The organism is uncultured Paraglaciecola sp. (assembly GCF_937123705.1).
Lineage (GTDB): Bacteria > Pseudomonadota > Gammaproteobacteria > Enterobacterales > Alteromonadaceae > Paraglaciecola.
The window spans coordinates 198,501-213,370 of sequence record NZ_CAKZKO010000138.1 but is presented as its reverse complement, the minus strand read 5'-3'; the positions used below and the strand labels follow the sequence as shown (position 1 = coordinate 213,370).

At 42.0% G+C, this 14,870-nt stretch carries 13 protein-coding genes; 4 read left to right on the top strand and 9 right to left on the bottom strand.

Features of this window, described 5'->3' with window-relative positions:
* Positions 1–23: 23 nt before the first annotated feature.
* The 3 genes from Q0688_RS18135 to Q0688_RS18125 all read right to left on the bottom strand — a co-directional run bounded on the left by Q0688_RS18135 (position 24) and on the right by Q0688_RS18125 (position 1,442).
* On the bottom strand, positions 24–824 hold the full coding sequence (locus Q0688_RS18135) for a hypothetical protein (protein ID WP_299080256.1): 801 nt from the start codon (positions 822–824) through the stop codon (positions 24–26).
* A 66-nt stretch (positions 825–890) separates the two neighbouring features.
* Positions 891–1,121, bottom strand: coding sequence for a hypothetical protein (locus Q0688_RS18130; protein ID WP_299080254.1), 231 nt, complete (start codon positions 1,119–1,121; stop codon positions 891–893).
* Positions 1,122–1,235: 114 nt separating this feature from the next.
* A complete protein-coding gene (locus tag Q0688_RS18125; protein WP_299080251.1) occupies positions 1,236–1,442 on the bottom strand; it encodes a hypothetical protein in 207 nt (68 codons plus the stop codon).
* 216 nt (positions 1,443–1,658) lie between these two features.
* Between Q0688_RS18125 and Q0688_RS18120 the strand changes: the two genes are divergently transcribed.
* The 4 genes from Q0688_RS18120 to Q0688_RS18105 all read left to right on the top strand — a co-directional run bounded on the left by Q0688_RS18120 (position 1,659) and on the right by Q0688_RS18105 (position 6,046).
* Entirely contained in the window at positions 1,659–1,997 is a 339-nt protein-coding gene (locus Q0688_RS18120; RefSeq protein ID WP_299080248.1) for a P-II family nitrogen regulator, read from the top strand.
* A 17-nt stretch (positions 1,998–2,014) separates the two neighbouring features.
* Complete coding sequence (locus tag Q0688_RS18115; RefSeq protein WP_299080245.1) at positions 2,015–3,262, top strand: ammonium transporter; 1,248 nt, start codon at positions 2,015–2,017, stop codon at positions 3,260–3,262.
* Between the two features lie 179 nt (positions 3,263–3,441).
* The gene (gene ggt, locus Q0688_RS18110; RefSeq protein ID WP_299080456.1) at positions 3,442–5,097 is read left to right on the top strand and encodes a gamma-glutamyltransferase; all 1,656 of its coding nucleotides are present in this window, start codon (positions 3,442–3,444) and stop codon (positions 5,095–5,097) included.
* A gap of 25 nt (positions 5,098–5,122) precedes the next feature.
* Positions 5,123–6,046, top strand: coding sequence for a Dyp-type peroxidase (locus Q0688_RS18105; RefSeq protein WP_299080242.1), 924 nt, complete (start codon positions 5,123–5,125; stop codon positions 6,044–6,046).
* Between the two features lie 40 nt (positions 6,047–6,086).
* Here Q0688_RS18105 and Q0688_RS18100 read toward each other — a convergent pair whose 3' ends face one another.
* From Q0688_RS18100 to Q0688_RS18075, 6 genes are all read right to left on the bottom strand, one after another.
* The gene (locus tag Q0688_RS18100) at positions 6,087–7,181 is read right to left on the bottom strand and encodes an adenylate/guanylate cyclase domain-containing protein (RefSeq protein ID WP_299080239.1); all 1,095 of its coding nucleotides are present in this window, start codon (positions 7,179–7,181) and stop codon (positions 6,087–6,089) included.
* A 54-nt stretch (positions 7,182–7,235) separates the two neighbouring features.
* Positions 7,236–8,531 carry a glutamate-1-semialdehyde 2,1-aminomutase gene (gene hemL / locus Q0688_RS18095; RefSeq protein ID WP_299080236.1) on the bottom strand — a complete coding sequence of 432 codons (1,296 nt, stop codon included), beginning with the start codon at positions 8,529–8,531 and terminating at the stop codon, positions 7,236–7,238.
* Between the two features lie 46 nt (positions 8,532–8,577).
* Complete coding sequence (locus Q0688_RS18090; RefSeq protein ID WP_299080234.1) at positions 8,578–9,582, bottom strand: aspartate carbamoyltransferase; 1,005 nt, start codon at positions 9,580–9,582, stop codon at positions 8,578–8,580.
* A 140-nt stretch (positions 9,583–9,722) separates the two neighbouring features.
* A complete protein-coding gene (locus Q0688_RS18085) occupies positions 9,723–11,105 on the bottom strand; it encodes a DUF3300 domain-containing protein (RefSeq protein WP_299080231.1) in 1,383 nt (460 codons plus the stop codon).
* A 109-nt stretch (positions 11,106–11,214) separates the two neighbouring features.
* On the bottom strand, positions 11,215–11,832 hold the full coding sequence (gene ribA / locus Q0688_RS18080; protein ID WP_299080228.1) for a GTP cyclohydrolase II: 618 nt from the start codon (positions 11,830–11,832) through the stop codon (positions 11,215–11,217).
* 172 nt (positions 11,833–12,004) lie between these two features.
* On the bottom strand, positions 12,005–14,860 hold the full coding sequence (locus Q0688_RS18075) for an EAL domain-containing protein (protein ID WP_299080225.1): 2,856 nt from the start codon (positions 14,858–14,860) through the stop codon (positions 12,005–12,007).
* Positions 14,861–14,870 lie beyond the last annotated feature (10 nt).

Sequence of the window (14,870 nt, the reverse complement as noted above, 5' to 3'; positions counted from 1 at the left end):
ACACTTACGTGAGGCGAATGTTTCTATGGGGCTTCTTTAATCACAACCGATTGCGGTCTTGCTTTACTCTCTAGAGGGGCTTGGCCTATAAGGGTAGATTTTTTATGTATTCTGTCTTGAATAAAACCGCTAATTGGCGGGGGTTTTGAACAGTCGATTTGAGCGCCTAAAAAACCTAAAACAACAGCTGCTGTTTTATTGGTGGCACTGTTGCAATTAGCGCGTAACTTTAGGTTGTCTAGTATCTTTTCATCTTCGCTCATAAAAGGGTTTTTGATACGTGCATCTATGATAGGTGAGTTTTTACCTAGCTGATAACGCCGAGATGCTCGTTGAGCCACGTTATTTTGCTGATGTTGTTGATAGTTTTTTAAGTGACTTCTAGCCATATTTGTGACAAAGGAGCGGATATTTGAATCTGATAATGATGTGACGGGCTGAAGTATTGTCGATTTATCTTTGGGTTGAACATAGTGTTCTGGTTTGATTGGTCTGTGTTCTTTCGACTTAGAAATCGGTTGCTGCAGTGAAGGTAGAGGAGTTTCTAATTTGGACGCTATCTCAGGTAGGTTGTTTTTCGGTTGTTCAGCTTCGACAGGCTCTTCCAGGGTGAGTGTGGGTAAAGATAACTCTTGCTTTGGATGGTCAGCTAACGCATCTGACCTAGATTCAGGTAAATCATATACAATTGTTGCCTGTATGATGTGAGGTTTTTTTGATGGCGTCTCCAGTATCTCAGGAAACATAACCGACTGGGTTATCACATATATAACGACTAAGTGAAGAAGAAAGGATAATAAAAGAAAGCCATTTTTTTTAATCACTGCCAATAGGGCCTATCGCATATCTCAGGTGAACGCCTGGAGTTTAATAGAGTGCTCTACATTTAATTAGTTCAAAATAGGTTGCAGCAGCATTAGGGCGCCTTTTCTTGAATCACTTACTAGTACATCGGTTTGACTGTCTGAAAATATACTTCTGGTTACTTTTTCCATTAGTGCTCGTTCGTTTTCATTAACAGCCATAACAATGGTCATTTTCCCAAGATTTTCCAAATCCATTTTTCCAAGCATTGTGATAGCGACTGCATCTTTTGGGGTTAAGGTTACGCCTGATACCAATTCATCCTAACAATTAGTCACTGGTGTTCTCCCTTTGGGCGAGGTTTAAAAGCACCTACTCTGCGTTGCCCGAACTTACAATAGAATAACTATTGCTTCATTCGAGCGCCTTGATTAGGTGCTTTTAAATCTCGCTGAGTGATCAATTGTTAGGATGGATTGGTATGAGATGTCGGTGTAATCGATCACTATTTTTTGGTATTGCTTAATGACATCTTTATATTCTTTACTTTGAAACATAAACATTAAGTCAAGGGCATTTAAATTACCTTCGAGTGTGATACAGGCAATGCTCTCTATATAGGTTATTTCGTATTGCATTTCTATTGTTCCAAACTGTTGATATCCCAAGTCTGAATATATGCACCAACTTGATCCTATTTTTATTTGTTGCACCAAAAAAAACCATATGAACCTAGCTAAAGGCAGGCGAACTTAGTTAATTAGTTGATTTTATAACTAAAAAAATATGGCATGGGTCTTGTAATGCTTAATTTAGTTAGTCGCTATTGGTTAAATCTACTTAGGAAACATCACATGAAATTAGTTACAGCGATCATTAAGCCCTTCAAGCTCGATGATGTAAGAGAGGCCATCTCTGAAATAGGCATAGAAGGTTTGACAGTTACAGAAGTGAAAGGTTTTGGACGTCAAAAAGGCCACACCGAATTATACCGTGGCGCAGAATACCAAGTGGACTTTTTACCAAAGGTGAAACTCGAGATTGCTGTGCAAGACTATCATGTTGAACGACTTGTAGAGTCCATAGTTGCTGCTGCTCAGACCGGAAAGATTGGTGACGGTAAAGTTTTTGTCTATGACTTAGAGCATGCAGTTCGTATTCGTACCGGTGAAACCGATGGCGAAGCTATTTAGATTGAAGGAGAGTTACTGTGGAAATTACTTTTGAATTGGGATACGCCCTAGATACTTTTTATTTTTTAATCTGTGGCGCGCTAGTTATGTGGATGGCGGCTGGTTTTACTATGCTCGAGGCAGGGCTAGTACGAGCTAAAAATACCACCGAGATCCTAACTAAAAACGTCAGTTTGTATGCGATTTCCTGCATTATGTATATGGTGTGTGGATATTCCATCATGTATGGAGGCGGTGATTTTACGCTATTTTTATCAGGTATAACCGCTGATGGAGCAACAGGAGTAGCAGAGCCTGCAAGTTACGCTCCTTCAGCCGACTTCTTCTTTCAAGTGGTATTTGTAGCTACGGCCATGTCTATTGTGTCTGGCGCGGTGGCCGAACGTATGAAACTTTGGTCATTCTTAGCATTTACTGTTGTTCTAACCGGCTTTATTTATCCTATGGAAGGGGCATGGACTTGGGGGGGGGAGCCAGTATTTGGCTTATATACCTTAAGTGATTTTGGTTTCTCAGATTTTGCTGGCTCGGGCATAGTTCATTTGGCTGGGGCTGCAGCAGCTCTAGCTGGGGTGTTATTACTTGGCGCGCGAAAGGGTAAATATAGCAGCGACGGCAGAGCCATTGCTATTCCCGGTGCTAACTTACCTCTGGCGACTTTAGGCACATTCATTTTATGGATGGGATGGTTTGGCTTTAACGGTGGTTCTGTTTTGGCGACGGCCAGTGTTGAAAGTGCCAATAGTGTTGCCGTGGTATTTATGAATACTAACGCTGCTGCTGCAGGCGGTTTAGTAGCTGCGTTGCTGTTAGCTCGATTGCTATTTAAGAAGGCAGATTTGACCATGGCATTAAATGGTGCTTTGGCGGGCCTAGTGGCGATCACTGCAGAACCTTCAACCCCAACACCTTTACAAGCGACTTTGTTTGGTGCTATTGGTGGTGTCTTGGTGGTGTTTAGCATTATTACTCTTGATAAATTAAAGATAGATGATCCTGTTGGGGCTATTTCAGTCCATGGTGTGGTGGGGTTGTTGGGTTTATTGCTTGTACCTGTCACTAATCCCGACTCTGCAACATTTTTTGGGCAGTTACTGGGTGCCATCACTATATTTGCTTGGGTGTTTACTAGCAGCTTTATTGTTTGGTCAATTATCAAGGCAATGGTAGGGGTCCGAGTTTCTGAGGAAGAAGAGTTTGATGGGGTAGATATGAGTGAGTGTGGCTTAGAAGCTTACCCTGACTTTACGCGCTCACACTCCTAGAAAATCTGCTTACTGACCCATACGGGCATAACAGGCGCAGACCAGTTGGTTTGCGCCAAATACCACCCATAGGTATAAGTCAGTGCCTTAAAGCGCAAAATCAGAGTATGCTAAAGGTATTGTTCATCTTGATACTTTAACCCATGAAAATATCAAATTGTTTACCTTTGTTTACCCTCATGTTAACCAACCTGCATTGCTTCGCTTTTGACCGGATAACAGGTGAAACCTTCGCTTCCCGTTCTGAGGTGATTGCTCAACATGCCATGGTGGCAACTAGCCAACCTTTAGCCACTCAAGTTGCTCTAGAAATTTTAAGGCAAGGTGGTAATGCAATCGATGCGGCTATTGCAGCCAATGCCTTGTTAGGGTTAGTGGAGCCAACGGGTAGTGGCATAGGTGGCGATTTATTTGCCATAGTTTGGGATGCAAAAACCCAACAATTATATGGACTTAATGCCTCGGGTCGTTCACCAAAGTCGTTGAGCTTAGAATATTTAAAAGAGCAGGGCCTTAAAAGTATCCCTGCTGACGGGCCGCTTCCGGTTTCTGTTCCTGGTGCAGTTGATGGCTGGTTCGCCTTACATGGGAAGTTCGGCAATTTACCCATGACCAGTATCCTTGCCCCTAGCATTGAGTACGCTAAGTCAGGTTTCCCAGTCAGTGAATTGATTGCTTATTATTTACAGCGAAGTGCTTTTTACTTTAAGGACTATGAAGGCTTTAAAGAAACCTATATGCCTAATGGTAAAACACCGGCGAAAGGCGAAATATTTAAAAATAAGCGATTAGCGGTAACCTATGAAAAAATCGCCACCGGTGGTCGCGATGCGTTTTACAAGGGAGATATTGCCCGTTCAATTGCCGCCTTTATGAAGGAACAAGACGGATTTTTAAGTTATGACGACTTAGCTAGCCATACCTCAGAATGGGTAGAGCCAATATCCAGCAATTACAAAGGCTATGATGTGTGGGAATTACCACCTAATGGTCAAGGTATTGCGGCTTTGCAAATTTTAAATCTTTTGGAACAGTATGATGTGGAAGGTATGGGATTTGGTTCAGAGCAATATATTCATACCTTTGTTGAGGCAAAAAAGTTAGCCTTTGCAGATAGAGCCAAGTATTACGCCGATCCAGAATTTAATAAAATACCCGTCGATTGGTTGATATCAAAAGAGTACGCGAAAACCCGTCGAACATTAATCGACAATAACAAAGCGGCAAAACGAGTTGATGCTGGGATAGATAATGGAGACACAATCTACCTTACCACTGCCGACAAGGATGGCAATATGGTATCGCTAATTCAAAGTAATTTTCGCGGCATGGGGTCGGGAATGATCCCTACTGGTTTGGGTTTTATGTTGCAAGATAGAGGTGAATTGTTCAGTTTGCAGGACGGGCATTTTAATGTCTACGCACCCAATAAGCGTCCGTTTCATACTATTATTCCGGCATTTATTACCCGTAATGGTCAACCTTGGGTGAGCTTTGGGGTGATGGGCGGGAGCGCGCAACCACAAATGCATGCGCAAATTGTAGTCAACCTAATTGATTTTGGGATGAATTTACAAGAAGCGGGGGATGCGCCGCGGATCTTGCACACAGGCTCTAGCCAACCCACAGATAAACTCATGACAGACGGCGGCTATGTTAGACTGGAGTCTGGATTTGCCCCTAAGGTCAAACGAGAGCTTATGAAAAAAGGCCACAAATTAAGAGATATAGTCGGCGCATTTGGCGGTTATCAGGCAATCATGCGTGATCCAAAATCTGGTGTCTATTATGGCGCATCTGAAAGTCGAAAAGATGGCCAGGCAGCGGGTTATTAACAGTGTTGGAAAGTAGAAAAAACTTATGACTCAAGCTCAAAAAGGCATTTGTGCAGAGCCGAATTTACATGCACTGTTTCTTACCCTGACAGTAGTGGACGATGACGTGCAAGCCATACGGGCAAAATTAGCACGCATACTGGATTTGTTTAGTCATTTTGATGAAGAATATTACGAGGCCATGGTGTCGGGTGTTATCGCCATAGGCACCGATTATTGGTACGAGTTGTATCCAGACATTATTCCTAAAGAACTCGCACCATTTCCGGCGATGGATTGTGATGATCGTAATGCTCCTCACTCACCGGGTGATCTATTTATTCAAATTAAAGCCGATAGAATGGATATTTGTCATGCTATTGGCACTGAAATTATTGAGCTGTTAAAACCTCATGTCGATTTGTTTGAAGAAATAAAAGGATTTCGATACTTAGACGGCAGAGATTTAACGGGTTTTGTGGAAGGTACCGAAAACCCTCGCGGCATGCACAAATTTGAGGTGGCTATAGTAGGCGACCAAGACCCTGATTTTGCTGGTGGTAGTTATATTCATGTGCAGCGTTATCGCCACAATATGACAAAATGGCAACTGTTGCCGGTATCCAATCAAGAAGATGTAATAGGTAGAACCAAGACTGATAATGTTGAGTATGCCAGTGATAAAAAAGCCGCATTTTCCCATACCAAACGTACCGCTTTAAAAGATGAAAAGGGCAATAGCATCGAAATGCTCAGGCAAAGTATGCCCTATGGTGATATGTCGGTGCAGGGTTTGTACTTTGTTTCTTGTGCCAACAGTCCTGAACCTTTTACTAAAATGCTCAAAAGCATGATTTTTGGTGATGAAGAAGGCAATTACGACAAGTTACTGGATTTCACCTCTGCTGAAACAGGTGGGGCATATTTTGCACCTTCGACGAGTTTTATTAAACAACAAGCGACTGATTAGTTCGGGTCATGTAAGTATCTTTATAGCATGCTTATCGCACCTACAGCGAGATCGATCCGTCCCAATCTTCTGTTAATTTTGAATGCTCTAATTTTAGGCATTGCTCAAGGTGGTGAACCGCTAGCCTATCTTCTGGATTAATCTCCAGTGCTTGTTGAAATAAATTGATAGCCTGCTGCCATTTTTGCTGTTTTCGACAGGCCAGACCTTGTTCAATCAATGGCGCATTGGCTAACTTTAGTTGTTTTAGATCTGCATCTAGGTGATCGATAACCTCATACACTTCTATGGGTGCTTGTCTGCCTTTTACTCTTACCCAGTCTAATAAACGATATTCAAATAGCTCTTTAACTTTGGCTTGCTTTAAGGTTTGCGCGCTGATGACGATATCGGCATTGTATTTAGGCGCAAGGGCTTCAAGGCGGTAGGCGATATTTACGCTATCACCAATTACAGTGGTGTCCATTCGATCATCAGACCCTACCGTGCCTATGATCACAGGACCAAAGTGGATCCCAATACCAATGTTCACAGGCGGATAGTTACAGTTAGCGCGATGTTGGTTATATAAATTAATGGCATAACGTAAATCGAGTGCAGCGCGGATGGCGTCTTGGGCTTTGTCTGTATTATTACCCGTTGGTCTATCAAACAATGCCATCACGGCATCGCCGATGAATTTGTCAATAAAGCCATTGTTGTTATGGATCGGCTCGTTCATCCGTAAAAAATATGAATTCAGAAAATTCATCAACTCCTGTGGACTCATTTCCTCCGACAAGCTAGTAAAACCGCGGATGTCTGAGAATAATATGGCCAATTCATCTTCGTCGGCACGGCCAAGCTCTAGTGTATCTGAGCCATGTTTAGCAAGGTGATCAACAAACTGTTTAGGGACAAATTTACGAAACGTCTGATTTATACGCATGGCCTCGTCGGCCTTGTTTTTATACAGTTGCAATGTGTCGTATTGGTTAAGCGGTTGATGGCTGCTTTTTAAGGATGTTTGTGTATCTTTTGCCGCCAGCTTAGATAGCCGTGCGGTTTTTTTTAAAAGCACCACTACCACTATTGTATAAAGCGCAATAATGATGCACAACAACAGCGGTAATGGTTGTAATACTTGCTCAAGCATTAGGTGTATTTTATCTCTCTATAACTAACGAGTTTGACTCAACTTTATCACGGTTTAGCTGCAATGGGCTGCAACATCCGCTAATACTATATCGGCAATGTCTAATGTTTGTTGCACAATTTCATCACTATGCTCTGCAGATACAAAGCCGGCTTCGTATGAAGCAGGGGCTAAGTACACGCCTTTTTCTAACATGCCATGATAAAAATGGTTAAATTGTTTGGTGTTGCAGTTTATTGCTTGTTGGTAATTTGTTACCCGCTCAACATCGGTGAAAAACAACCCAAACATACTGCCAGCGTAATTAACCGACATGGGGATCCCATGCTTATTCGCAAGCCTTTTAAAACCTTCGGCTAAGGTTTGAGTCGCCTCGGATAGTTGTGCGTATAAGCCTTCTTTTTCGATTTCGGCTAATGAGGCCAAACCTGCCGCCATAGCAACTGGGTTGCCAGACAATGTGCCTGCTTGATAGACAGGGCCATCGGGTGAAATATGGCGCATTATTTCAGCTTTTCCGCCGAAAGCACCCACAGGCATACCTCCGCCTATTACCTTGCCTAAACAAGTCAGGTCTGGTTGGATATTGTATTTTTCTTGGGCGCCGCCTCGTGCCACCCGAAAACCTGTCATCACTTCATCAAAAATTAGCAAAGCACCGTATTGATCACAAATATCTCTAAGACCTTCTAAAAAGCCATCAACTGGCGGGATACAGTTCATGTTGCCTGCGACAGGTTCAACTATGATACAAGCGATATCTTCAGGATGCTGCTGAAAGGCATGCGCAACAGATTCGAGATTATTGTATTCCATAGTTAGGGTGTGTTTGGCAAAATCAGCGGGAATACCCGGCGAACTAGGTACACCAAAAGTTAAAGCGCCTGAGCCCGCTTTGACTAATAAGGCATCGGCATGGCCATGGTAACAACCTTCAAATTTAAGAATTTTATCGCGTTGGGTAAAACCGCGAGCTAAACGAATGGCGCTCATTGTGGCTTCGGTACCAGAATTGACCATACGTAGCACTTGCATAGAAGGCACTAATTCGCTGACTTTTTCAGCCATGATCACTTCGGACTCGGTAGGAGCACCAAAACTTAAACCATTGGCTGCGGCATCAATCACCGCTTGGCGGATCTTAGGGTGATTATGGCCTAGTACCATAGGTCCCCATGATTGCACATAGTCAATATAACGTTTGCCGTCGGCATCAAAAATATACGGGCCATCGGCTTTACTGATAAAAGGAGGCGTACCACCTACCGCTTTAAAGGCTCTCACGGGAGAATTAACGCCACCGGGAATATGTTGTTTGGCGCGCTCGAACAAGCTGTGTGATTTTTGCATAATGACTTCTTTTTCTCAATAAATGTGTTGATGGAAAGTTAGTTGATCAGATATTTACGTGCCAATGTATGTCTCGATCATATTGAGCAACAATATCCTCGACTCCTAAGGTTAAGGCAAATAAAGCCATACGCACTAACACGCCATTGTCTGTTTGGCGGAAAATCGCAAGATTAGGGTTAAGGTTTAAGTCGTTGTCTAACTCGTTGGCCTCAGCGCGAGAATCCCTTGGAAGCGGATGCATGATAACTGTCTTAGATTGAAAATGTTTAGTATAAATTTGCTGATTTAAGCGAAATTTACCTCGATATTGGTTAGCTTCATGTTGTGAAGGAAAGCGTTCTTCTTGAATACGGGTTTGATAGCAAATATCGGCGTCGACACTGCCTTCAAATTGATCGGTGATTGTGTATTGATGTCCGGCGTTTTCTATTGCAGCAATTATCGAAGCGGGCATGTTGAGCTCTTTGGGTGAAATCAAAGTAAAACGCACGTTTTTAAATAAACACAATAACTTAGACAATGAATGTACGGTTCGGCCATATTTTAAATCGCCAATCATGGCAATGTGCATTCCATCAATACTACTGCCGTGATCCTGCAGTTCCTTTTGAATAGTGTATAAATCTAATAATGCTTGGGTAGGGTGTTCATTGGCGCCATCGCCCCCATTAATGACTGGAACCCGACTACCTTCGGCAAATTCGGCAACTGAGCCTGAATCGGGGTGTCGCATGGCAATAATATCTGAGTATCCACTGAGTACTCGCGCGGTATCATACAAGGACTCACCTTTAGCTAAGGCTGAATTGCTTAATCCAGTGGTTTCGCGCACTTCACCACCCAGTAAATTAAATGCAGTGCCAAAACTGACTCTAGTGCGGGTACTTGGTTCAAAGAATAAGTTACCTAAAATTGCTCCTTCTAATACTGTGGTGCGTTTTCTTCGTTTGGCGTAAGGCAACATTTGATGGGCTACGTTAAATACTCGTTCAATGGCCTCGCGATCAAACTGATTAACCGAAAGAATATGATTACCTTTAAAATTCATCTGTTAAGTAACTTATACAAGTATTAGATGCTGGGTATTTTAACAAAGTTGTTCACCAGTATCTGGTGAACTTTCGAAAATTTATCATTTGAGCGGCATTTATTTTTAGCAAAAGACGAGTTATTCATTGTCTAGGTTGCTCACCTTTGCTTGTTTTTACTCTTATTGTGACGGGCTACTTTTGTTGGCCTCGATTTATTGTGTCGCTTGAGGCTCTTGTTGTGGCTAGTCCGTTTTTGATGGCTTTGGTTTTTTACTTGGTAATGACTGTTTTTACGCGGCTTAATTGAAGCAGTGTTTAGTTTGCGATTTTTCACTTCTTGATACGCCTGTTTTGGCCTTCTTACATCACTTTTGTGGCTAGTAGCAATCCTACTCGATTTTTGAGACGGATTGTTATGACCATGTTTTGGCTTTTGATGGTTGTTACTTTTATAGGCAATGCGTTGTTTGTGAAGTGCTTGCTTGTTCGCCTTATGCACCTTAGTGTGTCGAATCGTTTTAGACTGCTTAGCTAAAGCATGCTTGACTTGTTTTGCATGTGGTTTGCTATGTTTCTTCGCGTAATGATCCGCGTTTAACAACCGTTGTTTATTGTTTTTGTGATAAGACTTGTGCGTGTTGCCGCTACGGATATTGCGTACAATCGGCTGGCCATTGACTCGATGTTGCACCCCCCGTCTGTGGTGCTTGTTGTGACGCCATCGTGGATATTCTTTAACCCGTACCACTTGACGAGAGCTATGGCCCTTAGGCCAGTGTCTTTTGGCATGGTTACGGTAATGATAATTCGCAACAAGGTGGCGTTTGCGCCAATGAAAACCGCCAAAATAGAAGCTAGGGCGAATGTTAAAGCCCACACTCCAATATAAACCAGCACTCAGAATGCTATGAACCGGTCTGTGCCAATAATAGGGCTGATGATTGTGCCACCACCAGTTTCCATACACCACGCGGGTATCGTAATAAGGCACATAGACCACTTCTTTGCGCACAGTTTCTATAACAATTTCGTTCGCTTCTTGCTGAATATTAACGTATTCGTTATCCGTCAAATTGCCTTGTTCGTAGGCTTTTTGGCGTAAGTTTTGAACACTTGCAAGTAGTTGCTGCTCATTGGCTAAAAACGCGCTACCTAAAGATTGTAACCAGTTCAAGTCTTCACTGAGTTTTTGCAATAGCTCGTTAAAGGGAACTAGTGCCTGAACGCTGGGATCCCAGTCTTTGTTTTCGACTGCATTGAGCGCCTGTTGTTCATCTAAATCGGAATTAGCCGCGCGCCAGCGAGCCGCTTGAATCACTTCTAATGGATAAGTGGATGCCACTAGAATATGCGACAGTAAAGTGTCGGGATATAGAGCAATGGGCGCTAGCATTTGATCTAGCTGAGCTTGGTCAAGCTCAATAACATCAGCCTGAGTATTGCTGGCGGCGCCTTGGGCTTGCGCTAGTTGTAATACACTGCCAAGCAAGAGGCATAAAACTAATAGGTAAATGAACAGGTATTTGGATTGATTTCGCATAACCTTTTCCTTATGTAATCGAAAACGTCAGCGTTGCCGAGCAATATTGGCAACGCTTTAGATTGTTGATTAGGTTATACGATGCTAAGCCTTAACCATGGCTGAATGTCTATTTAAGGAGATGCTTATCGAACTGATGGCCTAACTTTTCGGTTTTAGTGCGAATGTAGTGTCTATTATCGTCGGTGATGCCATGATCTATAGGTGTGCGTTTTACTACTTTAATGCCCATTTCAGTAAGCGCCGTACTTTTTTTAGGGTTATTGGTCATCAGGTTTACATGCTTGATATTTAACTTATCTAACATCAATTTACAGATCCCATAGTCTCTAATGTCAGCGTCAAACCCTAAATGTTCGTTTGCCTCAACGGTATCCATGCCTTCATCTTGTAGGTGATAGGCGCGAATTTTATTGAGTAGCCCTATGCCTCTACCTTCTTGGCGCAAGTACAAGACGGCTCCTTTGCCTTGCTGAACTATGTTTTGTAATGCTTTTTCAAGTTGTGCGCCACAATCACAGCGTGTGCTAAATAGGGCATCGCCAGTTAAGCATTCAGAGTGGATACGAATAGCTACCACATCATCTTTATCCCATTTTCCATATGTAAGAGCGACATGTTCTTGGGCGAGCTCATTGTCAATAAATCCATGAATGTGAAATTGGCCCCATCGTGTGGGTAGTTTGGCAGAGCTAACATATTGATACGGGTCTAATTTAGGAGTCATATTTTGAAAAACGTAGTTAATTAAATGAAAATTACGGGATACTACCCATATACTCGAATATCTTAGTTTAAGTACATTCTAGTTTGTATATGTGGGCATGATTCGGCTTTTTACAATAGCCGGCTTTATCTATGTTTAGTATTACCAATCAACATACACTCTGGTTGAGTCGTTACTTATTTATGTGGATAGGTATAAATTCACTCAATGGCAGTGGCTTAGCCACACCAAATCCTTGGGCGAAATCTACCCCCATTTTACCTAATTCGACCATGATTTCAGTGGATTCAACAAATTCAGCGACTGTTTCCATACCCATGGCTTTAGCCACGTCTTTAATGGAGTTCACCATTGCCATATCGACTGGATCAACCAGAATGTCTCTTACAAAACTGCCATCAATCTTGACCTGATCAACGGGTAAGTTTTTTAAATAATTATAGGAAGAAAATCCACTTCCAAAATCATCTAAGGCGAATAAGCAGCCTAGCTTATGGAAAGTATCAATAAACTCTATCGTTTCATCAATCTTTAAAATGGCCATGCTTTCAGTGATTTCGAAGCACACCTTGTTGTAGGGTATTTTATATTTTTCAAAGGCATTTAGTGCAAATAGTTTAAGATCTTTATCGGCTAGTGAGTGCCCACTTAAATTGATACTAACCCGAGTCAACTCAGATTGATGTAGGGGGTTGTTGGCCAGCCAATTAAAGTAATTTTCTATGACCCAGCGGTCAATTTGTGCAGTAAGACTGTATCGTTCAGCCGCGGGCAAAAAGCTTCCAGGTAGGATCGTATTACCTTCTTTGTCATGCATTCTCAGCAATACTTCGTAATGATGTCCCGCCGCGTTTTTACTTAGTGCTTGGTAATGCTGAAAATATAATTCGAAACTATCATTTTGTAGCGCATGGTGGATGTGCGATACCCAGGCTATTTCAGATTCATAGCGTTGCATATGTTCATCATCGCTTGAATAGGTATGAACTTGATTGCGCCCTCGTTCTTTTGCTAAATAACAGGCTGAATCGGCCATGCTTAGTAGTTGTTCAGGTGACTGAATATTAGATTGCCAATGCACTTGGCCAATGCTAATGCCTAAAGTGAAGATCCTGTTTTCCCAAACAAAACGAAAGTGTTGCACTGTAGTAAGCAGTTTGTTGGCTAATAAATAGCCCATTTGAGCATTGTCGCCTTCTAATAGTACTCCGAATTCATCGCCGCCGAGTCTTGCTAATATGCCTTTTTCCATTACTACTGTATCGAGTTTTTGGGCCAGTTGTTTTATCAACAAGTCGCCGGCCTTATGTCCGCAGGTATCGTTTACTACTTTGAATTGGTCTAAATCCATATACAGTAGGGTTAGATCGGTGTTTTCTTCCTGAGCATTTTGCAGACTAAGTTTTAGGCGGCGCTCGAACTCTCGTCTGTTGTATATGCCTGTGTGTGAATCGTGAGTGGCAAGATACTCTAAACTTATGCTTGATTGTTTGCGTTCGGTGACATCTGAAATAGATCCAAATAAGTATCGTTTGTCATGCTCTTGCCTAATTTGGCAAGAGAGCGAAAACCAAAAAATACTGCCATCTTTGCGTTTACCTTTTATTTCTTTGCCAATGACTTTAGCATTTTTATGAATTTCTCCAAGCATAGCTGCGCGGTCTTGAGGCTCGGCGTAAAACATCGATACATTGTCTACTTGATCTAACATTTCGACTTCATCGGTATACCCAAACAGCAAACACATTGCAGGGTTAACACTGATCAACTGACCATCTAAGCTTGAGGTATACAGCCCTTCAGTAGAATTTGTGAATAATTCGTAAAAGTGTTGCAAATTATTAATAGTGAGCTGTTGTTGTATGTTGTGACGATATGTCAGAACTCGTTCGTGGGCTTCGATTGCCAAGGCAATTAATGTAATGCCTAACATTATAAATACAGCAAAAATCAATGAGGTTTTTTGTGTTAAAGCGGTTCCTGACAAATATAATATCACGTGGGTAAAACCACTTAATGCGATAATTATGAGTCCAGATAAGCAAATAAAATTTGCGGTTTGTTTATCGGGTTTATGATAGAAAAAAGCTAAGGCTCCAATGAGTACTACATAAAGCCCTGCCGCAAGTGTAGCAAGTGTAAGTTGATAACCGCTGTCTGGTGAAAATGCCATCCCTAAACTAATGCCGCCTAGGCTATATAGCGCATAACGCCATACTGTAGGAACGCGTTCTAATATCGCAAAAGTAACCTTTGCTGAGGTTAACAGCAACACTCCAAGTAAAGCGCAACTAAGGTTGGATATGTAGGCTGTAATCCCCGTTATTTGGCTTAATATTCCCTTAGTGTTTAAAAACAGCAATAAGAATCCAGCACTGGATACAGCAAACCAAAATCTTATGGGGCTACGCATATAAATGTAGGTTATCAAGAAGTAACCAGCGAGTAAGGCTATGCCACCACTTATAAAGCCAATAATTGCTAACAGTAATTGTTCTGTTTCGACCACCGATGATTGTTTGTCTATTTCCACAGAAAAGGCGAGCGGACCATCGTCTCTAATCTTTAAGTAAACCGTTACTGCAGATTGCGCCGAATTAATTGCGGTGATAAATAATCTATGTCTATAGGGACGTTTTGCGTAATCTCGGTTCCCACCCATTAGATAGGCGCCTAGAATGCGGTCTTTCTCGTCTAATATGAATACATCTACATAATCCAGATTGGGATTACTTACTGTTAAAAAGTATTGGTCTTCGTCTGGATCCACAAACTCAATATTGAGCTTGCCCCATAAGGTTTTGTTTTTGTTGAGTTGGTTGGGCTTAGGAATGGACTGCCAATCCTGTAAATTTTGAATGTCTGACAACTGCACGCTTTTATCTGCAACTAACCAGTCTATGTTAGGTTGCAGATTTGCATAATGGTGGTCTTTTGATATCACTACCTGATTTGACGCCATGCTGTTTGTGTGCAAAAAAGCACTTAAAAAACATAGTATTAAACCAATTGAGTAGAGTGATTTCATGCTCTTCCTG

Coding starts and splice junctions, on each gene's coding strand:
- Q0688_RS18125 (WP_299080251.1), bottom strand. CDS start 1,442: ATGCAATACGAAATAACCTATATAGAGAGCATTGCCTGTATCACACTC.
- Q0688_RS18120 (WP_299080248.1), top strand. CDS start 1,659: ATGAAATTAGTTACAGCGATCATTAAGCCCTTCAAGCTCGATGATGTA.
- ggt (WP_299080456.1), top strand. CDS start 3,442: ATGTTAACCAACCTGCATTGCTTCGCTTTTGACCGGATAACAGGTGAA.
- Q0688_RS18105 (WP_299080242.1), top strand. CDS start 5,123: ATGACTCAAGCTCAAAAAGGCATTTGTGCAGAGCCGAATTTACATGCA.
- Q0688_RS18100 (WP_299080239.1), bottom strand. CDS start 7,181: ATGCTTGAGCAAGTATTACAACCATTACCGCTGTTGTTGTGCATCATT.
- hemL (WP_299080236.1), bottom strand. CDS start 8,531: ATGCAAAAATCACACAGCTTGTTCGAGCGCGCCAAACAACATATTCCC.
- Q0688_RS18090 (WP_299080234.1), bottom strand. CDS start 9,582: ATGAATTTTAAAGGTAATCATATTCTTTCGGTTAATCAGTTTGATCGC.
- Q0688_RS18085 (WP_299080231.1), bottom strand. CDS start 11,105: ATGCGAAATCAATCCAAATACCTGTTCATTTACCTATTAGTTTTATGC.
- ribA (WP_299080228.1), bottom strand. CDS start 11,832: ATGACTCCTAAATTAGACCCGTATCAATATGTTAGCTCTGCCAAACTA.
- Q0688_RS18075 (WP_299080225.1), bottom strand. CDS start 14,860: ATGAAATCACTCTACTCAATTGGTTTAATACTATGTTTTTTAAGTGCT.